The sequence below is a fragment of the Aeromonas sp. S2(2024) genome, from assembly GCF_041402505.1.
GTDB classification, from domain to species: Bacteria; Pseudomonadota; Gammaproteobacteria; order Enterobacterales; family Aeromonadaceae; genus Aeromonas; species Aeromonas media.
Window position 1 is genome coordinate 16,115 of the sequence record NZ_JBGLRL010000020.1, and the last position, 21,136, is coordinate 37,250.

Sequence of the window (21,136 nt, forward strand, 5' to 3'; positions counted from 1 at the left end):
ACACTGGGGTCAAGATAACCGCCGGACGGGCGCCAGCAGGGCGACCCGACAGGGAGGCGGCTTGTCGGGATCAGTATTTGACGTCCCGGGCCTCGTCGCGGTTCTCTTGCTTGTTGTCGCGGTTGTCCTGACGGCAATCGGCATTGCCGACCAGGCCCTCACGGCACTCCTGCTTGGCGTCACGGGATTCCTGACGACCGTCCTGGCGGATTTCGCGGGCGTCCTGGCGCTGCTCACCCTGATTGGTGGCTTGAGCCGGCACGGCGGCGAACAGGGTGCAGGCGGTCAGCAGGGCGGCGCTCAGGCGGGATACGGAAATAGTCATAAGGACTCCAATGTAAGTTAATGCGACAGCCAGGTTCGGCTGCCGTCATGGAAGATGGGTTAGGCGAGCCCCTGCTCTCGAATCAATATTTGATATCGCGAGCCAAGTCGCGTGCCTCTTGCTTGTTGTGGCGGTGTTCCTGGCGACAGTCGGCGTTACCCAGGAACTCCTCCTGGCGGCAATCCCGCTTCTGTTCGCGGGATTCCTGGCGGACATCCTGACGCAGATCCCGAGCCTGTCGGCGCTGCTGGGCTTGTTCGGTTGCCTGAACCGGCAGGGCCACCGACAGGGTACAGCCGACCAGCAAGGCTGACAGCAAGGCGCTGCGAGCCGGGTGAGGAGTTGAAATGTTCATGACGAGGCTCCCTGGTTGATCGGGCTGAGGTCTGTGGTGCGGGATCAGTATTTGACGTCGCGGGACTTCTCGCGCACGTCCTGTTTCACTTCACGCTTGTCCTGACGGCACTCGTAGTTGTCCTTATTGTTGGCCTGACGACAATCGATCTTGGCCTCACGGATCTCGGGACGGACTTCCTGACGCACGTCGCGGGCATCCTGACGATCGGCCGCCTGGGCGGGCAGGGTCGCCAGCAGGGAGCAACCCGCCAGGATCAGGGTGCCGAGGGTGCGGTGGCGAGATGAATTCAGTGACATGGGACTGCCTCGTTGATGGGGACTTCGATTTGGATACAGCAATCTTGAACAGGAATTACTGTATCCCGGCTGTACCAGACGCCGAAAAGAGGGCCCCAGGCCCCGCTGGCAGGGGGCCTGACGGGGCGGGCTTCTAGATGATCGTTCACCAGGCCCAGGGCCCGCATGGCGGCGAGGCAGAGGAGGCTCTCAACCGAGGTAAAATCGAGCCGCGTGAACGCCCTCACCATGGCGTCAGATCCTGGCGAGCTGGCCCCTAATCCCAAGGCCAGAAAGGAAGAAAGGAGGCTGTTGGCCTCCCTTCTTGTTCCGCTCCCGATTTAGCCTTGCTGGCAGGCGGCGTGACAGGGGCAGGTCACCAGATGATCGTTCACCATCCCCACCGCCTGCATAAAGGCGTAGCAGATGGTGCTGCCGACGAAGGTGAAGCCGCGCTTCTTGAGCGCCTTGGCCATGGCATCCGACTCCGGTGAGGTCGCCGGAATGTCGCCGTTGCCCTGGCGCTGGTTGACGATGGGGGCACCGCCCACAAAGCCCCACAGATACTCCACAAAGTCGATGCCCTCGGCCTCCAGCGCCAGATAGGCGCGGGCATTTTTGATGATCGACAGCACCTTGAGCCGGTTGCGGATGATGCCACTGTCTTGCATCAGCCGTTCCACATCCTGCTCGTCGAACTGCACGATGCGCACCGGATCGAAGTCGGCATAGGCGCGATGGTAGCTGTCGGTACGCTTGAGAATGGTGATCCAGGAGAGCCCGGCCTGCTGGCCATCAAGGCAAAGCTTGGCAAACAGCTCGCGGGCGTCATAAACCGGCCGGCCCCACTGTTTATCGTGGTATTCGATGAATTCCGGGTCCTTGGTCACCCAGGCGCAGCGCAGTTCCATTTCCTCTCCCTTGTCATTTCATCGGCCATCGGCAGGCCGCTTCCGTCGGCGACATCATAGGGCAAACGGCAGCATAGCCCCACTAATCCCCTGTAATTTCGCCTATTATCCGACCATGCCAGACGGTATACTCCCTCGGTTCACATTCAGCAAATCTTGCTCTGATTTCATTTCGCGCGAAAAACACTATGCAAAAATTCGATGTCAAAACCTTTCAGGGCCTGATCCTGCAGCTGCAGGACTATTGGTCCCGCCAGGGCTGTACCATCATTCAGCCGCTGGATATGGAAGTGGGTGCCGGTACTTCCCACCCCATGACCTGTCTGCGTGCCCTGGGCCCGGAGCCCATCGCCTGCGCCTACGTGCAACCGTCCCGCCGTCCGACCGACGGCCGCTACGGTGAAAACCCGAACCGCCTGCAGCACTACTACCAGTTCCAGGTGATCATCAAGCCTTCCCCCGACAACATTCAGGAACTCTATCTGGGCTCCCTGAAAGAGCTGGGTATGGATCCCGAGATCCACGACATCCGCTTCGTGGAAGACAACTGGGAAAACCCGACCCTGGGTGCCTGGGGTCTGGGTTGGGAAGTGTGGCTGAACGGCATGGAAGTGACCCAGTTCACCTACTTCCAGCAGGTCGGCGGCCTCGAGTGCAAGCCGGTCACCGGCGAGATCACCTACGGTCTCGAGCGTCTGGCCATGTACATTCAGGGCGTAGACAGCGTCTACGATCTGGTCTGGTCTGACGGCCCGCTGGGCAAGACCACCTACGGCGACGTGTTCCACCAGAACGAAGTGGAGCAATCCACCTACAACTTCGAACACGCCGATGTGGAGTTCCTGTTCCACTGCTTCGAGCAGTACGAGAAGGAAGCCCAGCACCTGCTGGCACTGGAAAAACCGCTGCCGCTGCCTGCCTACGAGCGCATCCTCAAAGCCGCTCACTCCTTCAACCTGCTGGATGCCCGCAAGGCCATCTCGGTCACCGAGCGTCAGCGCTACATCCTGCGCATTCGCACCCTGACCAAGGCCGTGGCAGAGGCATACTACGCCTCCCGCGAAGCGCTGGGCTTCCCTATGTGTCAGCGCAGTGAGAACAAGCAAGGTTAAGGAACGGACATGGCACAACATACATTTCTGGTAGAGATCGGTACTGCTGAGCTGCCGCCCAAAGCCCTGCGCTCCCTGGCCGAAGCCTTTGCCGACAACTTCAAAGCCGAACTGACCAAGGCCGATCTGGCCTTCGGCGACGTCGAGTGGTTTGCTTCACCGCGCCGTCTGGCGCTGAAGGTGAGCGAACTGGCTGGCGAACAGCCGAGCAAGAGCGTCGAGAAGCGCGGCCCGGCCGTGGCTCAGGCGTTCGATGCCGAAGGCAAACCGACCAAGGCTGCCGAAGGCTGGGCCCGTGGCAACGGCATCACCGTTGAACAGGCCGAGCGTCTGGTCACCGACAAGGGCGAGTGGCTGGTTCACACCGCCAAGGTCGAAGGCCGTCCGGCCAAAGAATTGCTGGGCGAACTGGTCGCCTCTGCACTGGCCAAGCTGCCGATCCCGAAAATGATGCGCTGGGGCGACAAGACCATCCAGTTCGTGCGTCCGGTCTTCACCGTGACCCTGCTGCTGGATGGCGAGCTGGTTCCCGCCCACATTCTGGGTATCGACTCTGCCCGCACCCTTCGCGGCCACCGCTTTATGGGCGAGAGCGAATTCACCATCGACAACGCCAGCCAGTACCCGCAGATCCTGCAGGAGCGCGGCATGGTGATTGCCGACTTCATGGCGCGCAAGGCCAAGATCAAGGCTGACGTCGAAGCGGCCGCTGCTGCCTTCGGTGGCGTAGCCGATCTGGACGACGCCCTGCTGGAAGAAGTGACCGCACTGGTCGAATGGCCGGTGGTGCTGACCGCCAACTTCGAAGAGAAGTTCCTGGCCGTTCCGGCCGAGGCGCTGGTGCACACCATGAAGGGTGACCAGAAGTACTTCCCGGTCTACGACAAGAACGGCAAGCTGCTGCCGAAGTTCATCTTCGTCACCAACATCGAGTCCAAAGACCCGAGCCAGATCATCAGCGGCAACGAGAAGGTGGTTCGCCCCCGTCTCTCTGACGCCGAGTTCTTCTTCAAGACCGACCTCAAGCAGACCCTGGCCTCCCGCCTGCCGCGCCTTGAAACCGTGCTGTTCCAGCAACAGCTGGGCACCGTCAAGACCAAGGTCGAGCGCATCGAGACCGTCGCCGGCTTTATCGCCGAGCGTATCGGCGCCGACGTGGCTCAGGCCAAGCGTGCCGGTCTGCTCTCCAAGTGTGACCTGATGACCAACATGGTCGGCGAGTTCACCGACACCCAGGGTGTCATGGGGATGCACTACGCCCGTCACGATGGCGAAGACGAAGCGGTTGCCGTGGCCCTCAACGAGCAGTACATGCCGCGCTTTGCCGGCGATGCCCTGCCGTCCGGTCTGGTTGCCTGCGCCGTCGCGCTGGCCGACAAGTTCGACACCCTGGCCGGTATCTTCGGCATCGGCATGCTGCCGAAGGGTGACAAGGACCCGTTCGCCCTGCGTCGCGCCGCCATCGGTGCCCTGCGCATCATGACCGAGAAGCAGCTGGATCTGGATCTGGTTGAACTGGTTGAAGAAGCGGTACGCGTCTACGGCGACAAGCTGACCAACAAAACCGTCGTCACCGACGTGGTCGACTTTATGCTGGGCCGCTTCCGCGCCGCCTATCAGGACGAAGGCATCGGTGCCGACGTGGTGCTGGCCGTACTGGCCCGCCGCCCGACCCGTCCGCTCGACTTCGATCGTCGCGTCAAGGCCGTCAGCCACTTCCGCACGCTGGATGCCGCACTGGCACTGGCCGCCGCCAACAAGCGCGTGAGCAACATTCTGGCCAAGGTCGAAGGCGAGTTGCCGACTGCCGTCAAACCGGAACTGCTGGTCGATGCCGCCGAGAAGGCGCTGGCCACCCAGGTTGCTGCCCTGCAAGCCGAACTGGCGCCGCTGTTCGCTGCCGGTGACTATCAGGCCGCCCTCACCCGTCTGGCCGCCCTGCGCGAGCCGGTCGATACCTTCTTCAACGAAGTGATGGTGATGGCCGACGACGAAGCCCTCAAGGCCAACCGTCTGGCACTGCTGAACAACCTGCGCAACCTGTTCCTGCAAGTCGCGGATATCTCCCTGCTGCAGTGATCTTGGTTGAGTAAGTGATATAAAAAACGGCGCCGAAAGGCGCCGTTTCAATTTACAAAAGTATCAATGTGAAAAAACCTAAAAAATGTACGTACTCATGACTACATGCAACTAAGCACTGTAACCATGAATTGAAAAATTGATTAAAAACACATTTATCCTTGTATATTTTCATCATCAAAAATATAGTGTTTGTCACGTGTAAGCTTTGTTTTTATTTATACAAGAGATATATATGCACCCCATTTTTATTAGAGCATGCTTTAGACACGCCCTAAAAAAACCAGCACCACAAACTATACCTCGCTCTGGAGAAGAAGGAGCCAAAGTTGATTGCTATGCGGTCAAGATACAAATAGATAAAGACCAAAGTTTTTGGGTTGAAAGAATCTGTGGGGATATTTTGTCTGGTTATATTTATGACCAGAGATCAGAACAAAGAGTACCATACGAGATGCATCTTTCTACACTCGATACTTCCACGATAGAAATTACAAAATTTAAAGGATATTACGATATTTCATTTAGTAGCCTAATAGAATTCTTTATCAAAGACTTCAGTTCATACATTCATATAAAGATGAGTTTTTTATCAGTCATAGATAGAACCTTACAATACGCATACAATCGCAAAACATTGCAGGCGCATAAAAGAATTGAAGTGATTAAATTCCTTATTCAAAGACATCTCTATAAGAGAGAAGAGTTCAATATAGTTGACCTTATGTTGGGTCTACACTCACTTCGATTAATCAATCATCCAGATAAAAATAGAATAAAAGGAATTCTGAAGCTCTATGTTGAATCATTTATTGAGACTGGGGAAATCTTAAGGCTTGGTGGTGGTAGGTATAAAATAACAGGGAAAGCCATTTCAACTTTAGAGGAGTATGAAAACGTAGAGAGAAAACACTCTGAAAATAAACGATTACAGGAAATAATCGCTATGACAACAATAATTTTAATGCTTTTAGCTGCTGGTCTAATTAAATTTCCAGTGATGTTAGACTTTACCTAAGTTGCCCGTAGGGCATAAAAAGTTGGGACCCCCACCTCATCCCAGCAGATGATGGATTCTCCCGCCATAAAAAACTGGGACACCCACCCAATCCCAGCTTTGACAACTCACTCTCCCTCCACTTTCCTTACACCGAGAGACCCGAGGAGAGAGCCGCCATGACCATCGCCCGTTCACGCCAGATCAGCCTCGCCGATACGCCTTACTACCACGTGGTCAGCCGCTGTGTCCGGCGGGCCTTTCTCTGCGGCCAGGATAATCACTCCGGCCAAAGCTACGAGCACAGGCGCCAATGGGTTGCCGACAAACTGGGCAAGCTGTCACAGGTCTTTGCCATCGGTATCTGCGCCTTATTAAAAGCTGGGACACCCACCTAACCCCAGCGTTGACAACTCACTCCCCCTCCACTTTCCTTAAACCGAGAGACCCGAGGAAAGCCGCCATGACCATCGCCCGTTCACGCCAGATCAGCCTCGCCGATACGCCTTACTACCACGTGGTCAGCCGCTGTGTCCGGCGGGCCTTTCTTTGTGGCCAGGATGATCACTCCGGCCAAAGCTACGAGCACAGGCGCCAATGGGTTGCCGACAAACTGGGCCAGCTGTCACAGGTCTTTGCCATCGGTATCTGCGCCTATGCCGTGATGAGCAATCACTATCATCTGGTACTCAAGGTGCAGGCCGACATGGCTAATGAGTGGAGTGAACGGGAGGTGGCGGAACGCTGGTCACGTCTGTTTCAGTGGCCCTTGCTGGTGCGGCGCTGGTATCAGGGGGGGGGAACTGATAGAACCCGAGCTGGACGTTGTACACCAGCTGATCGCCCAGTGGCGGGAGCGCCTCTATTCCATCAGCTGGCTGGTGCGTCTGCTGAACGAGTCGCTGGCCCGCCAGGCCAATCAGGAAGATGGCTGCAAGGGCCACTTCTGGGAGGGCCGCTTCAAAAGCCAGGCGCTGCTCACCGAGTCGGCCCTGCTGGCCTGCATGGTCTATGTCGACCTCAATCCCATACGGGCTGGCATTGCCGCCACACCGGAGGAGAGCGACTTCACCAGCATCAAGCAACGCATTGATAAAGAAGATTATTTTTTCACGCAGCCCCCCTTGCTGCTGCCTTTTGCAAGAGAAGGGAAACCAGAGGCACTTCCCTGTTATTTTGCCGATTATCTGGCGCTGGTGGATTGGACAGGGCGAGCCATTCGTTTAGATAAACGAGGCTATATCCCGCATCATCTCGCACCTGTGCTCCAGCGCCTGGGCATAGAAGAGGGGCAATGGTTGGGGCAAGTCACCCTGTTTCGGCGTCACGGTATCCGGGCGATTGGCGACAAGCGTTGCTGCCAGCGTTACGCCATCCATTGTGGCCAGACTCGATGTTACCAACCCAGACCTTGAGATCTGAAAAACTCGCGACGTCACTACCAATCCATCGATGACAGCGGCCCTCTTTGACGTTGCACGGGCACTGATTGCCCACTGGCAGCCACTGACGCTCATTCAAGCTCACAGCTAGCACTACCACCACCGTTTCATACCTTCGAATCAGTCTGCACATGAGTGGGGCTTTCAAGTTATCCACCATTTCCAATTGATAGGTATCCTAGTTTAGGGCCCCTATCCGATGGGTGTCCTAATTTACTCGTCCTAACTTACTCGCGAACCCAATACAAAAGGCGCCAGAGGGCGCCTTTTGATGATCGGCAGCGGCGAACCGCGCCGACTCGGCTGCACGGAACCTCTTACTCCACTGGCGCCATCAGGTGCTGATAGGGAGTGCCCGACCACATGATGTAAGGGACCGACGTGTCCGGATCTGCACCCTTCGGATACATATCGTAAAAGGCATCATCCGCCCCGACGATCATCACGTGGGGCCCGGTCTGCAACCAGTTGTTGCTGGTGGTGGGTTGGGTCGCGTAGGGGTCGGTGTTGCTGGCATCGGTGCCGCCCTTGAGCATGTACATGAAGCCAATCTTGCCCTTCGGCGGCATCTCGTGGCTGATCCAGGCGTGAGCCCAGGCCATCGCCGCCGCGTCCATGCACATGGGATCCGGACCCGGTGTGGCCGGGTTGTCGGGCATGCAAGTGAAGCCGTTGCTGCCCTCACGCAGGGTACGCATCTTACCATCGACGCCCATGGCCACTATGGTGGCGCCGGCACCGACTTTGACGGGGGCCGCCGCCATGGCGCTGGTGATCATCGCCTCATCTGTCATGGCTGGCATGCTGGCAGCCTCTTCGGCCTGGGCCGGTGTGATCAGGGTGATGGCCGCGAGCACGCTCAGGGCCAATAGGTGTTTGCACATAACATCTCTCTCCCAATTGGGTGAATACGATGCAAAACAAGATCACGCACGGCCTGGCTACCATGGCGGCCGTGCTGCCGGGCGCAGCTGTCTGGTGGATGGACGGGGTGATCGAAAGCTGGCAGCCCGGAGACAGGATGTGACTCGCAGGCGCCATCTGTCTGACTATAGCCCCTACAGACCCCTACACCGATGCGCTGTCGTGGAGCCATCACGTCGTGACGACCGAGGCGTTATGCAGCAAGACCCTGGCCCAGCTGCTGGCCCCCCTACTGGTGGGGACGGCGTGCTTTGCCGCCGGCATCTATACCCTGCCCATACTGATCGCTCCATCCGCACCAAGCACTGAACAGTGCGGCGGCCAATCAGCAGCAGGCAAGCTTTAACGGCACCTTTCGCCGAGATCTGAACAAGAAACCATTCCAGAACACCCATCGCTGTACACCCTATTTTCCCTCATCGATATCAACTCTCGATGGATGTCCCAACTTTATCCGTTGGTAACAAGAGCCTGCAGAGTAATGGCACTGCCAAGGCAGCGCGTCGATGGCGGGCGAAGTGTCAGCCCTCAGCTGACCACAGCAAAACGGCGCCCGAAGGCGCCGCTTTTTCTACATCGGATCGCAAGGGATGCCGATCAGCCGGTATAGGCGGGCAGCAACCCCGCCATGTTGAGCAGATGGAAGGCGGCGGTCAGCACGCCGAACAGAATCACCAAGACGATCATCAAGATACCGCCGGGCGCACGGAAGCCCTCGCCCTGGTTGCCATTACGCGCCGCCTTGCGCACCTTCCAGGCCAGTAGGGGCGGTATGATGCAGGTCCACAGGGTGGCCACTGCGCCCGCATAGCCGATGGCCATCAGGAAGCCGAACGGGAACAACAAGGAGAGTACCAGAGGCGGCAGGAAGGTGACGCCCCAGGACTTGGCGCGACCGGCCCGGCTGTTGTCGAACTTGAACAGATCCGCCAGGTAGTCGAACACCCCCAGGCCAACCCCGATGAAGGAGGAGAGAATGGCCGCCATGGAGAAGGCGTTGAGGGCATTGGCCACCGCCTGGGATTCGATCACCGAGCCCAGGGCCTTGAGCAGGGCATCCACATTGCCCCCCTCTGCGATCACCGGGCCGAACTCGCTGCGCGGCAGGTTGCCGAACACGCTGGCCAGCCAGATGAGGTAGAAGGTCAGGGCGATGACAGTCCCCCCCAGGATGGCGCGGCTGGCGCGACGCTCCTCGCCATAGTAGGCCCGCATGGACGACACCGAGTGGTGATAGCCGAACGAGGTGAGCGCCACCGGCAGCATCACCAGGGCATATTGGGCGTAGTGGGTCTCACTGCCGACTCGATCGAGCAGCAGGTCGAGGCGAATGTTCATCGACAGGCCGGAGATGCCAAAAACAAAGCTCAATCCCATCAGGATCACCAGCAGCACCGAGATGCGGTCTACCGCCCGGGTGGAGTGCCACACCAGCACCGAGAAGACCAGGGTGAACAGCACCGAGGACCAGTGGCTGCCCATCCCCGTCATGCCATCTATGATGAGACCGGCCGAGGTGATGTAGGCGTAGAGCAGGATGCCGCCGACGAAATAGACGCTGAGATTGTTGAGGGCATTGACCTTCTCCCCCAGCAGATCCCGGGTAACGGTATCGAAGGAGACGCGCAGCGGATAACCCTTGTAGGATTCGAGCAGCATCCAGCCAGAGACCGTCATCACCACCATGGTCAACGCCACCGCGAGCATGGACCAGAGGCTCCAGGCCCCCGCGCCCGCACTCGGCAGGCCCAGCATGCCAGCCCCCACACAGACGCCGGCAATGATGCATGCCCCGCCCACCAACGATGGTTTATGTTCCATTTACTTCCCCAAAGACGATTGTTGATCTGGTCGCGACCGCGGACCGTTGCATCTGCTACGCCGGTTGTCATCGTAAGATCGCGCTCATCTGTGCTATCGACGCCCAGCCGCTTGCTGCTGCATCGGCGGCAGAAGCTGTGCTATCGACGCCCTGGCCGCTTGCTTCTGCGTCAGCGAGGCAAGACGTGGCTGAGGCTAGCTACCGATCCCAACATGGCAGCAGGGCGGCCATGTTGGGGGTGTGACTTTACCCTGCTCCCCCTCAGGTATCAAATCCGGGGGCGAATTGACGGGAAATGGGGGCGATGTCCGACCGCTACCCCCAAGTTCGGGGCGTCTCTGGCCCCGGACACGACAAGGGCGCCCGCAGGCGCCCCGTGTCGCTTTCCCGGAGGATCCAGGTTATCCCGTATAGATGGGCAACATGCCCGCCATCGCCATCAGGTGAAAGGCCGCCGTCAGCACCCCGAAGACGATGACGGCCACCACCATGGGCTGGCCGCCAGGCGCCTTGAAACCGCCCCCTTGTGGCGCCAGCTCCCGGGACTTCTTCGCCAGCAGGGCAGGAATGATGCAGGCCCAGACGGTCGCCGCGGCCCCGGCATAACCGATGGCCACCACGAAACCGAAGGGGAACAGCAAGGAGAGCAGCAGAGGTGGCAGGAAGGTCACACCCCAGGACTTAGCACGGCCGGCGCGGCTGTTGTCGAACTTGAACAGATCCGCCAGATAGTCGAATACCCCGAGCCCGACCCCGATGAAGGAGGAGAGGATGGCCGCCATGGAGAAGAGGTTGATGGCGTTGGATACCCGCTTGGATTCGATCACCGAGGCCAGCGCCCCGAGCAGCACATCGACGTCGCCCCCCTTGGCGATAACGGGGCCGAAGGCACTGCGGGGCAGATTGCCGAAGATGCTCAGCAGCCACAGCAGGTAGAGCGCCAGGGCTATCAGGGTGCCCCCCAGGATCGCCTGCTTGGCCTTCTGCTCCTCGCCGTAATAGGCCCGCATCGACGCCACCGAGTGGTGGTAGCCGAAGGACGTCAGCGCCACCGGCAACATGGCCAGGGCATAGGGCGCCTGACCCAGCTCCTCGGTGAGGGAGTGGAACAGCCTGGTCGCGTCTATGTTGGCGGCAAGGCCCGATACCCCGAACACGAAGCTCAGCACCATAAAGGCGATCAAGACGACCGAAATCCGATCCACCGCCCGGGTCGAATGCCAGACGAAGCAGGAGAACACCAGAACGAACAGCACGGAGGCGAACTGGCTATTGATGCCGAGCAGGCCGCTCAGGATCAGACCCGAGGAGGTGATATAGGCGTACAGCAGAATGCCGCCGACGAAATAGACCGTCAGATTGTTGAAGACATTTATTTTGTGACCGAGCAGATCCTTGGTCACCGAATTAAAAGAGGCGGTCAATTCATAGGGCTTGAAGGCTTCCAGCAACATCCAGCCGGAGACCGTCATGATGATCATGGTTAGAATAATGGCCAGCGATGACCAGCTGGTCCAGGCGCCCGCCCCCGCACTCGGCAATCCCAGCATGCCGGCGCCGACACAGACGCTGGCAATAATGCAGGCCCCTCCCGTCACGGATGGTTTCGATGTCATGTGTTGTCACTCCCGAAATTTCACAGAGCTGCGAAAAAAAAGGGGCACCCGATAAAGTGCCCCTGACTCATTATGCTTCTATTAATTTTTCATTCTTGTTGCTGGTCGCTTGCTTGTTATTGTCGACCTCTTTCAGTCTGGCAGTGAAATGGCGCAGTACCGCCGGCTCATAAATGAAGTCGAGCCCCTTCACGTTCCTGGCGTTCTTCTTCACCTCGCCGAAGGCCTCGATGACGAAGTCCATGTGGGTCTGGGTATAGGTGGCACGCGGTATGGTGAGACGCAGCAGCTCCGCCGGGCAGGGGTGCTGCTTGCCGGTAACGGGATCCCGTCCCAGCAACAGGGAGCCGATCTCCACCGCACGGATGCCCGCGACCTTGTAGAGCTCGCACGCCAGGGCGTGGGCCGGGAACTGATACGCCGGGATATGGGGCAGCAGCTTGCCCGCATCCACGAAGGCCGCGTGGCCCCCCGCCTGCTGGCACACCACGCCGATGGCCTCGAGGCCATCCACCAGGTACTGCACCTGACCGATACGATAGGCCAGCCAGTCCTGGCGCATGCCGTCCCGCAAGCCCACCGCGAGCCGTTCCATGGCGCCCCCTTCCAGACCGCCGTAAGTCGGGAAGCCTTCCTGCACCACGCACAGGGTGCGGCACTCGGTGTAGACGTCCAGCATGCTGTCATCCTTGAAGCAGAGCAGCCCCCCCATCTGCACCATGGCATCCTTCTTCGCCGACATGGCGAGGCCGTCGGCGTACTTGTAGGACTCCAGGGTGATCGCCTCTATGCTCCAGTCGGCGTAGCCGGGCTCGCGCTGCTGGATGAAGTAGGCGTTCTCGGCGAAGCGGGCCGAGTCCATGATGACCGGAATGTCGTACTTGCGGGCGATGGCGTACACCGCCTTCAGGTTGGCGATGGAGACCGGCTGGCCACCGGCGGAGTTGCAGGTGATGGTGCTGACGATGTAGGGCACGTTGGCGGGACCCGCCTCCAGGATGGCCTCCTCCAACTTGACCAGATCGAAGTTGCCCTTGAAGTCGGCGGTGACCGAGGTGTCGAACGCCTCCTTGGTGTAGACGTTCTTCGCCACGCAGCAGTTGATCTGGGTGTGACCCTGGGTGGTGTCAAAGAAGTAGTTGGAGAGCGCCACCATCTTCTTGCGATCCAGCCCCTTCTCCTGCTCTCGCTTCTTGATCAGCACCGGGATGTAGATCTGCTCGGCACCGCGTCCCTGGTGGGTCGGGATGGTAAGGGAATAACCGAAGATCTCCTGCACCGCCCGCTGCAGGGCGTAGTAGCTGCGGCTGCCGCTGTAGGCCTCGTCGCCGCGCAGCATGGCAGCCTGCATGTCCTGGGTGATGGCGCCGGTGCCACTGTCGGTCAGCAGGTCGATGAAGACGTCTTCACTGTCCAGCAGGAAGGGGTTCATGCCCGCCCGGACGATGGCCTCCTCCCGGTAGGCACGGGTGGTTCGCTTGACCGGCTCGATGACACGAATGCGGAACGGTTCGGGAAGATGCTTGAAGTTTTCCATGGATAGACACCCTTGCTTTAAATATTCAGGATGAATCTCATCACCCGCCATCAATAAGCAGTTGGCAGGTAGCAAATAATGAGATCGGGTGCACGACATCGCCTCGCCAATAAACAAGGTGAATGAAGGTGCAGATTATTTCAGATTAGGTATTCAGACGGACTCGTTGCATCCAGATAAATGCACAAGCACCGCGGGGGATATTACAGCGGGAAGAAGAACGCAATTTTATGGTCCAGGGTAAACCACTTGGGATAGCTGACCTTGATATGCATGTTGTTGCTCATCTGGTTGGAATTAACAACGCCCATTAACAGGGTCCATTATGGTGAGCCCTTGCATATGATCAATTGCAACATGAACAATTTGGGATGGCGCTAACAGTTTGACGGGGGATTTTTATACACCCCGGCTCGCGCCTCCCTGACGCACGCTCTCCCTGGCCGATGGCTCAATGATTCAGCCAGGGCAACCGCTGCAACAAGTCATGACGGTCGGCCAGCGGTGTCTGGCTGACCCAGATATCCAACAGGCCGTAGGAGAGCAGCGGCAACACCAGCAGCAACAGGCAGAGCAGCCCCAGCAACCGCCGGGGGCTGAGCCGGCGGCGTGGTGTGCCAAGGTGCAGCGCATCGGCCCGCCTGGGGCAGGCGGCGACGCAGCTCAGACAACTGGTGCACTCCAGGCTTCGCACCGCGATGAGCTGGTGCACCTGAATGCGTGACGGGCAGGCCCGGCTGCACTTGTCGCAGTCGTGGCCGGAACTTCGCAGGCAGCGGACCGGGTCACGGCGAATGCGCAGGGGCGTCAGCAGACCGAGCAGGGCGAGCCAGGCGCCATAGGGACAGAGATAACGGCAAAAGCCCTGGCGGAAGGTAGCGGTGAGCAGCAGCACCCAGCCGAGGCAGAGGCCGGAGACCAGGGACAGGTTGAAGAAGAAGGCCCCCATCTTCATGTCTGCGGCCTGATGGTAAGGGCTGGCGAGATAGCCCGGCAGAGCTGCGGCGGGCACCGCCAGCAATATGATGAAGAGCAAAAAGCCGAGCACCAGGAATTTCTGGGCCCGCAGCAGCCAATCCAGCCAGCGCGGCGGCGTCCACTCCCCCGGCAGCAGGTGGTTGCGCAGGCCGTGCAGCCACTCCCCCACTACCCCCAGGGGGCAGAACCAGGCGCAGAACGCCCGCCCCAGCAGCAGGGCCGACAGACTGAGCACCAGCACCGTAATGGTGGCCGCCGGATGATGCGGATCCACCAGCCCCTGCCCAAGCCAGGCCCGCAGCCCGAGCCCGCCGGCGATGGGCAGGAAGCCGTCCACCACGTCCGGGCGAACCAACCAGGGACTCGTCCCCTGACCCAGCTGCCAGACATGCAGACCATATTGCACCGCCACCAGCCCCCAGCAGAGCAGCAGCAGATGGCGGGCCCAGGCCCGCAGCGGCTGGCTGCCGAGCTCGCCGAGTGCCGGCTGCGGTCTGTATCTGTGCCACAGGGCGAGGGGGACGACCACCAGCCCCAACACGAGCCAGAGCAGGCTGTCCGTCGCCACCAGCCAGAGCAGGAACAACAGGCCGAGGGCGAGGCGCCACGGCCAACCGGATCGCACCTGCCACACCAGCAGCACCAGATAGACCAGGCCGGCGGCCATGGTCATGGCTTCAATCAGGCTCATGCCTCTCCCTCATGGAACTCATTCGGATAAGGGTGGCAGGATAACGAACATCTGAGTTGATTGTTTTGATCTGCATGGGCAGAGGGGGCATTCCACAGGATTGTCCCCCGCCGGCGCTCATCCTTTGCGGCTGTTGAACAGGGGTTGATCGGACTCGGCCTGCTCGGCCCAGAAGTGGATGTTGAAGCGAGCGTCCTCCGACAGCTCGACCCTGTGCCAGTACCGGGGCGGGCTGGTGGCAAACTCCCCGGCCCGGATCACCAGGCTCAGCTCCGGCTCCTCGGCCTGTTCGTCGGCAAAACCGTGGTAGGTCACGGACCCCTCCATCACGCAGAGCTGGCCGAACACCCCGGCCGCGGTGTTGTGGTGGGTGAGCAGGGCCTGGGGCACATTCTCGCGGGTGAAGAAGGGGGTGGAACGACGCACCACCCAGTGAGACGGGATCAGTTGCATGGCCATATCAGTTCTCCTCGAGTGGCCGGGTCGCCCCGGCCGGTGCAATGAAAAGGATTAACGGGGCAGCTGACGCAGCAGCGGGAAGGCGGCGCTCATCTGATCGCCCCCCACCACGAAGCCGCACAGCTCGCCGGCTTCGTCGCGCGCCTCGGCCACCATGCCGTGGCTGTTCCAGCGGCACTGCCAGGCGAGATCCTCACCCCGGGTGCGGCCCGCCAGTTGCAGCGGGTAGCGCGGGGTCTTCACCTTCACCAGCATGGGCGGCAGGGTCAGCGGGGTCGGCGTGCCGAGCAGGGTGCGCGCCAGCGCATTGGCTCCCAGCACTATGGGTTGCAGGAAGGGGAGCAGCTGGCCTCGCCACTGCACGCAATCCCCCAGTGCAAAGATATGGGGATCGCTGGTCTGCAGCCTGTCGTCGACCAGGATGCCGCGCTCCACCTCCAGCCCGGCCTGCCGGGCCAGGGTCAGGTTCGGCCTAAGGCCGATCGCGGCGATCACCAGATCCTGTTCGCTGACGCGGCCATCGGTCAGGGTGACGCGCCAGCCATCGCCAGGCTGGGCGTCTATCCTGGCGATGCCCAACCCGAGCTGCAGGCTGACGCCCTGGCAGCGCAGCGCCTGTTGCAACGGCTGGGTCAGGGTGGCGGGCAGCAGGGCACTGAGCGGGCTGTCGGCCAGATCCAGCAGGGTGACCTCGCGGCCATCGCTCGCCATGTCCATCGCCAGCTCGCAGCCAATGAGGCCGGCCCCCAGCACCAGGATGCGGCGGGCATGCTGGATTGCTCCCTCGGCGGCGGCATACTCCTGCTGGCTGTTGAGGGTGACCAGATGCTCGCTGCCCGGCAGGTCGGGTCGCGCCGCGCTGGCACCGGTGGCCAGCACCAGCTGGCCGTAAGGGAACTCTCCCTGTCCGGTCAGCACCACCCGCCGGGCGGGATCTATGCCCAGTACCGGGCAGTGGGGCAGCAGCGTGACGCGCTGCTGCTCGGCAAAGTCGCTGCCGCTCTGCCGGGTCATGGCGGCGGCGGCGCAGCCCCGGCTCACCACGTGGCTGAGATCCGGCTTGTTGTACTCGTCGCCGCTGTCGGCGGTGATGAGACGGATGGGCTGCTCCCCATCCAGCTTGCGCAAACTCTTGACCAGCTGCTGGGCGGCAAAGCCGCTGCCGATCACCACTATCTCCCGGCTGGCACCGGCGTCACTCAGGGTTGCTGCATTCATACACAGGCCTCCGCCCCACAGGGTTCAAATACCTCCTTGCCGATGCCGCAGCCCGGGCAGAGGAAGCTGTCAGGTACCTGGGCCCAGGGGGTGCCAGGTGCCACCAACTGATCCGGCTCGCCGAGAGCCGGGTCATAGACCCACTGGCAGACGGTGCAGAGCATGGGCTGGTCGTCGTCCCATTCACCGGCGGCCGGTACGGCTTGCGGCGCCTTGGCGATCACCGGGGCAGGCGTCACCGCCGTCTGGGTTGTGGTGATCGGGCGGGATGCCTCAAGCGGATGCAGCGCCCACTGACGGGCGAGCTGGCGACCGTGCTCGCGGCACTCGGCCAGCGCCGAACCATCCGGGCGCCACTTGGCCTTGAGGGAGAGGCTGATGTCAAAGCCCGCGTCCATCAGCCGGGTCTGGATGCGATCCACCGCGCCGCCGGTCCAGCCGTAGCTGCCGAAAGCGGCGGCGCGCTTGTTGCGAAAACGCAGGCCGGTAATCTCTTCGAGCATGCCAGCCACCTTGGGCATCATGACGTTGTTCATGGTGGAGGAGCCCACCAGTATCCCCTTGGAGCGGAACACCTGGGTCAGGATCTCGTTCTTGTCGTGGCGTGCCACGTTGAAGATCTTCACCGCCACGCCCGGATCCACCTCGTGGATGCCCTGGGCGATGGCGTCGGCCATCATGCGGGTGTTGTTGGACATGGAGTCGTAGAACAGGGTGATGCGATCCTCCTGATAGTGGTCGGCCCACTCCAGGTATTTGAGGATGATCTGGGTGGGATCCTCGCGCCAGACGATACCGTGGGAGGTGGCCACCATGCTCACAGGCAGGTTGAAGCCGAGCACTTCCTTGATCTTGGCGGTCACCAGCGGGCTGAAGGGGGTGAGGATGTTGGCGTAGTAACGCTGGCACTGCTCCATCAACTCGGTCTGATCCACCTCGTCGTTGAACAGGTGTTCGTCGCAATAGTGCTGGCCGAAGGCGTCGTTGGAGAAGAGCACCGCATCCTCGGTCATGTAGGTCATCATGCTGTCGGGCCAGTGCAGCATGGGAGTTTCGATGAATACCAGCTGCTTGCCGTTGCCGATATCCAGGCTGTCGCCGGTCTTGACCGGCTGGAAGTTCCACTCAGGGTGGTGGTGGTGGCCGGTGATGGAGTCGATGGCGTTGTGGGTGCAGTAGATGGGGGTGCCGGGGATGCGGGCCATCAGCTCGGTCAGGGCGCCGGCGTGATCCTCCTCGGCGTGGTTGATCACCACAAAGTCGATGGAGGCGAGATCGATCTCTGCCGCCAGGTTCTGCACGAACTCGCGGCTGAACTTGTGATCGACGGTGTCGATCAGCACGTTCTTCCCTTCACGGATGAGGTAGCTGTTGTAGCTGGTGCCCTTGTGGGTCTTGTACTCGGTGCCGTGGAAGTCGCGTACCTCCCAGTCCCGTTGGCCGACCCAGTGGATGTTGTTTTTGACGTGAATGCTCATCAGGCAGTTCCTCAGCAGGCAATAGTGAATGTGTGACTGAATTCCCTATTGCAGCGGACGTGCCAACTCGTAACCTATTGTTTTTAATGGTAACAAAAAACCAAAATTGTCATTTGGACAGCCACCATATATAGTCATATTCACAAACAAACTGTCATTTGGACAATTATCGTGATCTCGACCGACCGCCTGGCGCGCATCGCCCTCGACCTGCAACTCGGCATCTCCCATCAGGACAGATTCCACCGCCTGATCCAGAGCGTGCGCAGCCTGCTGCACTCGGACGCCTCGGCCCTGCTGCGCTACGAGGGGGGCCAGTTCATTCCACTGGCCATCGACGGCCTGATGCAGGACGTGCTGGGTCGCCGCTTCGCCTTGCGGGATCACCCGCGCATGGAGGCCATCGCCCGGGCTGGCGACGTGGTGCGCTTCCCAGCCGACAGCAGCCTGCCCGACCCCTATGACGGCCTGCTGCCGGATCACGACGACTTCAAGGTGCACGCCTGCGTCGGCCTGCCGCTGTTCTCGGATCAGACGCTGATCGGCGCCCTGACCATAGACGGCATGAATCCGGCCCAGTTCGACGGCATCAGCGACGAGGAGCTGCGGCTGGTGGGCGCCCTGGCCGCCGCCGCCCTCAGCAACGCCCTGCTGCTGGAGCGACTCGCCCGCCAGAGCAGCGAGCCGCTCGCCTCGACCCCCCATGCCGAGGGCCAGCCGGAGATGATAGGCCACTCCCCCGCCATGGCACGGCTGCGCCACGAGATAGACGTGGTGGCGAGCTCGGAGCTGAACGTGCTGATTTTGGGGGAGACCGGGGTCGGCAAGGAGCTGATCGCCAAGGCGGTGCATCAGGGTTCACCCCGAGCCAAGGCGCCCCTTGTCTATCTCAACTGCGCCGCCCTGCCGGAATCGGTGGCGGAGAGCGAGCTGTTCGGCCACGTGAAGGGGGCCTTCACCGGCGCCATTCACCACAGGGCAGGCAAGTTCGAGCTTGCGGACAAGGGCACCCTGTTTCTCGACGAGATCGGCGAGCTCTCTCTGCCGCTGCAGGCCAAGCTGCTGCGGGTGCTGCAATACGGCGATCTGCAACGCATCGGTGACGACACCCCCCTCAAGGTCAATGTGCGCATCCTGGCCGCCACCAACCGGGATCTGAAGCAGGCGGTGGTGGAGGGGCAGTTCAGGGCCGATCTCTACCACCGCCTGAGCGTGTTCCCGATCCAGGCCCCGGCGCTGCGGGAGCGCCCCGGCGACATCCCCTTGCTGGCCGGCTATTTTTGCGAACGCTGCCGGGTCAGCCTGGGGCTGGAGCGGCTGCGCATCCTGCCCGGTGTACTGCAACTGCTCGAACGCCACGACTGGCCGGGCAACGTGCGCGAGCTGGAGCACGCCATCCACCGCGCCGCCGTGCTGGCCCGGGCCGAACAGGGCAGCCAGGCCCCGACCCTCGCCAGCCATCACTTCAACCTGGCGACCGGTCCTCTGCCCCCCTCCACCAGCCCCGCCATCGCGCCAGTTGCCCCCTTGCCCGGCGGCCCTGGCCTGCGCGCCGCCACCGACGCCTTCCAGCTCGCGCTGATCGAGCAGACCCTGGCGGCCCACCAGGGCAACTGGGCCGCCACCGCCCGGGCACTGGAGCTGGACGGCGGCAACCTGCACCGGCTCGCCAAACGGCTCGGCCTCAAGCCCTGAGGCACTGAGGCGAGCCCCATAAACAAAAACCCCCTCGCGAGGGAGGGGGTTTGGGGGCAACCGCAGTGGCGATCAGCGCAGGGACTTGACCGAGCGGCGAACGATCAGCTCGGGCTGGACCGTCATGGACTCGACTTCCAGCGCCTTGTTGCGGATCCGGCTCACCAGTTGCTGCACCGCCAGCAGGCCGAGTTCGGCCTTGGGGTGGCGAATGGTGGTGAGCGGCGGGCTGGAGAAGCGCGCCATCTCCACGTCGTCGTAGCCGATCATGGAGATGTCGTCAGGCACCTTGACTCCGGCTTCCCAGGCGGCGCAGATGGCACCGATGGCCATGGGATCGTCAAAGGCAAACACCGCCGTCGGGCGAGGCGTGAGGGCCAGGATCCGCTGCATGGCATCGTAGCCGCTCTGGCTCTCGTAATCCCCTTCGAAGATCTGCTCATCCTTCAGGGTCAGCCCCTGCTCGCCCAGGGCGTCACGCACCCCGTCCAGCCGTTGCTGGGTGGTCGGCTTGTCGATCTGGCCCGTGATGCAGACGATGCTGGTGTGACCTTGCTCCAGCAGATGGCGCACGGCCAGGCGCGCACCGATGCGGGCGTTGTCGTTGATGACGTTGGCGAAATCACACTCGGTTCCCCAGTCCAGCACCACTTGAGGCACGTTCTTGTGGATGCGCAGCATGTCGCGCAGCGGGGTGTCGATGTCGGTCCCCAGCACCAGCAAGCCGTCGACCCGCTTCTCCATCAACATGCGCAGATAATGCTGCTGACGGGGGGGCTGGTTCTCGGTGTTGCACAGGATCAGGCTATAACCCTGCTCGAAGCAATAGGCTTCCACCCCTTGCACCACTTCCGCGAAGAAGGGGTTGGCACTGGTGGTGACCAGCATGCCGATGGTCTTGGTTGAATTGATCTTGAGGCTGCGCGCTACCGAATTGGGCGCGTAGTTGAGTTCTGCCACCGCCTCAAGCACTTTCTGGGTTGCATCTTCGCTGACCCGACGGGTGTGATTGAGTACATGTGAGACGGTGGAGATGGATACGCCTGCCCGGGAGGCGACATCCTTGATAGTGGCCATCTCTGTCTCCTGAATAACAAAGGCGGAACAGTAGCAGATTTCCCGAATAAAGGCTTGGTTTTAACGAGAGCTGCCAGTGAATTGTCAATCTTGGCTAATCTAGGCGGTCATTTCTTTTTGCGCAAACGGAATTTGGTCAAAA

General features: G+C 60.9%; 20 protein-coding genes and 1 pseudogene. 7 read left to right on the top strand and 14 right to left on the bottom strand.

The window, feature by feature from the left end:
- Nucleotides 1–70: 70 nt before the first annotated feature.
- The 4 genes from ACB039_RS17165 to ACB039_RS17180 all read right to left on the bottom strand — a co-directional run bounded on the left by ACB039_RS17165 (nt 71) and on the right by ACB039_RS17180 (nt 1,869).
- The gene (locus ACB039_RS17165; RefSeq protein ID WP_371166091.1) at nt 71–325 is read right to left on the bottom strand and encodes a hypothetical protein; all 255 of its coding nucleotides are present in this window, start codon (nt 323–325) and stop codon (nt 71–73) included.
- Between the two features lie 82 nt (nt 326–407).
- A complete protein-coding gene (locus ACB039_RS17170; protein WP_161507760.1) occupies nt 408–680 on the bottom strand; it encodes a hypothetical protein in 273 nt (90 codons plus the stop codon).
- Nucleotides 681–724: 44 nt separating this feature from the next.
- Nucleotides 725–979, bottom strand: a complete 255-nt coding sequence (locus tag ACB039_RS17175; RefSeq protein ID WP_043129211.1) for a hypothetical protein — start codon at nt 977–979, stop codon at nt 725–727.
- Nucleotides 980–1,299: 320 nt separating this feature from the next.
- Nucleotides 1,300–1,869, bottom strand: coding sequence for a DNA-3-methyladenine glycosylase I (locus ACB039_RS17180; protein WP_371166092.1), 570 nt, complete (start codon nt 1,867–1,869; stop codon nt 1,300–1,302).
- 188 nt (nt 1,870–2,057) lie between these two features.
- Here ACB039_RS17180 and glyQ point away from each other — a divergent pair, with 188 nt between their 5' ends.
- The 5 genes from glyQ to ACB039_RS17205 all read left to right on the top strand — a co-directional run bounded on the left by glyQ (nt 2,058) and on the right by ACB039_RS17205 (nt 7,472).
- Entirely contained in the window at nt 2,058–2,981 is a 924-nt protein-coding gene (gene glyQ, locus ACB039_RS17185; RefSeq protein ID WP_016348984.1) for a glycine--tRNA ligase subunit alpha, read from the top strand.
- Nucleotides 2,982–2,990: 9 nt separating this feature from the next.
- Nucleotides 2,991–5,060: a glycine--tRNA ligase subunit beta gene (gene glyS / locus ACB039_RS17190; protein WP_371166093.1), complete on the top strand. Its 2,070-nt coding sequence runs from the start codon at nt 2,991–2,993 to the stop codon at nt 5,058–5,060.
- A gap of 235 nt (nt 5,061–5,295) precedes the next feature.
- Nucleotides 5,296–6,078 carry a hypothetical protein gene (locus ACB039_RS17195; RefSeq protein ID WP_371166094.1) on the top strand — a complete coding sequence of 261 codons (783 nt, stop codon included), beginning with the start codon at nt 5,296–5,298 and terminating at the stop codon, nt 6,076–6,078.
- A 158-nt stretch (nt 6,079–6,236) separates the two neighbouring features.
- Nucleotides 6,237–6,455, top strand: a complete 219-nt coding sequence (locus ACB039_RS17200; protein WP_371166095.1) for a hypothetical protein — start codon at nt 6,237–6,239, stop codon at nt 6,453–6,455.
- A 483-nt stretch (nt 6,456–6,938) separates the two neighbouring features.
- Complete coding sequence (locus ACB039_RS17205) at nt 6,939–7,472, top strand: transposase (RefSeq protein WP_371166096.1); 534 nt, start codon at nt 6,939–6,941, stop codon at nt 7,470–7,472.
- 344 nt (nt 7,473–7,816) lie between these two features.
- Here the strand turns inward: ACB039_RS17205 and ACB039_RS17210 are convergent, their stop codons facing one another.
- Nucleotides 7,817–8,383, bottom strand: a complete 567-nt coding sequence (locus ACB039_RS17210; RefSeq protein WP_182787001.1) for a hypothetical protein — start codon at nt 8,381–8,383, stop codon at nt 7,817–7,819.
- Nucleotides 8,384–8,601: 218 nt separating this feature from the next.
- Here ACB039_RS17210 and ACB039_RS17215 point away from each other — a divergent pair.
- A pseudogene (locus ACB039_RS17215) lies at nt 8,602–8,791 on the top strand (hypothetical protein); the annotation flags it as partial.
- Between the two features lie 229 nt (nt 8,792–9,020).
- Here the strand turns inward: ACB039_RS17215 and ACB039_RS17220 are convergent.
- The 8 genes from ACB039_RS17220 to norV form a co-directional block, all read right to left on the bottom strand.
- Nucleotides 9,021–10,244: an aromatic amino acid transporter gene (locus tag ACB039_RS17220; RefSeq protein ID WP_371166097.1), complete on the bottom strand. Its 1,224-nt coding sequence runs from the start codon at nt 10,242–10,244 to the stop codon at nt 9,021–9,023.
- A 402-nt stretch (nt 10,245–10,646) separates the two neighbouring features.
- Nucleotides 10,647–11,861 (bottom strand): aromatic amino acid transporter, encoded by a 1,215-nt coding sequence (locus ACB039_RS17225; RefSeq protein WP_182787003.1) that lies wholly within the window; start codon nt 11,859–11,861, stop codon nt 10,647–10,649.
- 70 nt (nt 11,862–11,931) lie between these two features.
- Nucleotides 11,932–13,398 (bottom strand): tryptophanase, encoded by a 1,467-nt coding sequence (gene tnaA / locus ACB039_RS17230; RefSeq protein ID WP_182787005.1) that lies wholly within the window; start codon nt 13,396–13,398, stop codon nt 11,932–11,934.
- Between the two features lie 203 nt (nt 13,399–13,601).
- A complete protein-coding gene (gene tnaC / locus ACB039_RS17235) occupies nt 13,602–13,709 on the bottom strand; it encodes a tryptophanase leader peptide (RefSeq protein ID WP_081805816.1) in 108 nt (35 codons plus the stop codon).
- A 140-nt stretch (nt 13,710–13,849) separates the two neighbouring features.
- Nucleotides 13,850–15,067 carry a 4Fe-4S binding protein gene (locus ACB039_RS17240; RefSeq protein WP_182787007.1) on the bottom strand — a complete coding sequence of 406 codons (1,218 nt, stop codon included), beginning with the start codon at nt 15,065–15,067 and terminating at the stop codon, nt 13,850–13,852.
- Nucleotides 15,068–15,184: 117 nt separating this feature from the next.
- Nucleotides 15,185–15,526 (bottom strand): DUF1971 domain-containing protein, encoded by a 342-nt coding sequence (locus ACB039_RS17245; RefSeq protein ID WP_005330036.1) that lies wholly within the window; start codon nt 15,524–15,526, stop codon nt 15,185–15,187.
- A 51-nt stretch (nt 15,527–15,577) separates the two neighbouring features.
- Nucleotides 15,578–16,744: an NADH:flavorubredoxin reductase NorW gene (norW, locus tag ACB039_RS17250; RefSeq protein WP_182787009.1), complete on the bottom strand. Its 1,167-nt coding sequence runs from the start codon at nt 16,742–16,744 to the stop codon at nt 15,578–15,580.
- Complete coding sequence (norV, locus tag ACB039_RS17255) at nt 16,741–18,222, bottom strand: anaerobic nitric oxide reductase flavorubredoxin (RefSeq protein ID WP_371166098.1); 1,482 nt, start codon at nt 18,220–18,222, stop codon at nt 16,741–16,743. Before norV ends, norW begins: the two co-directional genes overlap by 4 nt.
- 171 nt (nt 18,223–18,393) lie before the next feature.
- Between norV and norR the strand changes: the two genes are divergently transcribed.
- Nucleotides 18,394–19,917, top strand: a complete 1,524-nt coding sequence (gene norR / locus ACB039_RS17260) for a nitric oxide reductase transcriptional regulator NorR (RefSeq protein WP_371166099.1) — start codon at nt 18,394–18,396, stop codon at nt 19,915–19,917.
- A 72-nt stretch (nt 19,918–19,989) separates the two neighbouring features.
- On the opposite strand, the gene ACB039_RS17265 is transcribed toward norR, so the two are convergent.
- Complete coding sequence (locus ACB039_RS17265) at nt 19,990–20,994, bottom strand: substrate-binding domain-containing protein (RefSeq protein WP_005330032.1); 1,005 nt, start codon at nt 20,992–20,994, stop codon at nt 19,990–19,992.
- Nucleotides 20,995–21,136 lie beyond the last annotated feature (142 nt).

What these genes read in the sequence shown, in the direction of transcription:
- tnaC (WP_081805816.1), bottom strand. Translation starts at nt 13,709, where the DNA reads ATGGGCGTTGTTAATTCCAACCAGATGAGCAACAACATGCATATCAAG.
- ACB039_RS17240 (WP_182787007.1), bottom strand. Translation starts at nt 15,067, where the DNA reads ATGAGCCTGATTGAAGCCATGACCATGGCCGCCGGCCTGGTCTATCTG.
- ACB039_RS17200 (WP_371166095.1), top strand. Translation starts at nt 6,237, where the DNA reads ATGACCATCGCCCGTTCACGCCAGATCAGCCTCGCCGATACGCCTTAC.
- ACB039_RS17225 (WP_182787003.1), bottom strand. Translation starts at nt 11,861, where the DNA reads ATGACATCGAAACCATCCGTGACGGGAGGGGCCTGCATTATTGCCAGC.
- glyQ (WP_016348984.1), top strand. Translation starts at nt 2,058, where the DNA reads ATGCAAAAATTCGATGTCAAAACCTTTCAGGGCCTGATCCTGCAGCTG.
- ACB039_RS17170 (WP_161507760.1), bottom strand. Translation starts at nt 680, where the DNA reads ATGAACATTTCAACTCCTCACCCGGCTCGCAGCGCCTTGCTGTCAGCC.
- ACB039_RS17265 (WP_005330032.1), bottom strand. Translation starts at nt 20,994, where the DNA reads ATGGCCACTATCAAGGATGTCGCCTCCCGGGCAGGCGTATCCATCTCC.
- ACB039_RS17245 (WP_005330036.1), bottom strand. Translation starts at nt 15,526, where the DNA reads ATGGCCATGCAACTGATCCCGTCTCACTGGGTGGTGCGTCGTTCCACC.
- glyS (WP_371166093.1), top strand. Translation starts at nt 2,991, where the DNA reads ATGGCACAACATACATTTCTGGTAGAGATCGGTACTGCTGAGCTGCCG.
- norV (WP_371166098.1), bottom strand. Translation starts at nt 18,222, where the DNA reads ATGAGCATTCACGTCAAAAACAACATCCACTGGGTCGGCCAACGGGAC.
- tnaA (WP_182787005.1), bottom strand. Translation starts at nt 13,398, where the DNA reads ATGGAAAACTTCAAGCATCTTCCCGAACCGTTCCGCATTCGTGTCATC.
- ACB039_RS17220 (WP_371166097.1), bottom strand. Translation starts at nt 10,244, where the DNA reads ATGGAACATAAACCATCGTTGGTGGGCGGGGCATGCATCATTGCCGGC.
- ACB039_RS17210 (WP_182787001.1), bottom strand. Translation starts at nt 8,383, where the DNA reads ATGTGCAAACACCTATTGGCCCTGAGCGTGCTCGCGGCCATCACCCTG.
- ACB039_RS17195 (WP_371166094.1), top strand. Translation starts at nt 5,296, where the DNA reads ATGCACCCCATTTTTATTAGAGCATGCTTTAGACACGCCCTAAAAAAA.
- ACB039_RS17175 (WP_043129211.1), bottom strand. Translation starts at nt 979, where the DNA reads ATGTCACTGAATTCATCTCGCCACCGCACCCTCGGCACCCTGATCCTG.
- ACB039_RS17165 (WP_371166091.1), bottom strand. Translation starts at nt 325, where the DNA reads ATGACTATTTCCGTATCCCGCCTGAGCGCCGCCCTGCTGACCGCCTGC.
- norW (WP_182787009.1), bottom strand. Translation starts at nt 16,744, where the DNA reads ATGAATGCAGCAACCCTGAGTGACGCCGGTGCCAGCCGGGAGATAGTG.
- ACB039_RS17180 (WP_371166092.1), bottom strand. Translation starts at nt 1,869, where the DNA reads ATGGAACTGCGCTGCGCCTGGGTGACCAAGGACCCGGAATTCATCGAA.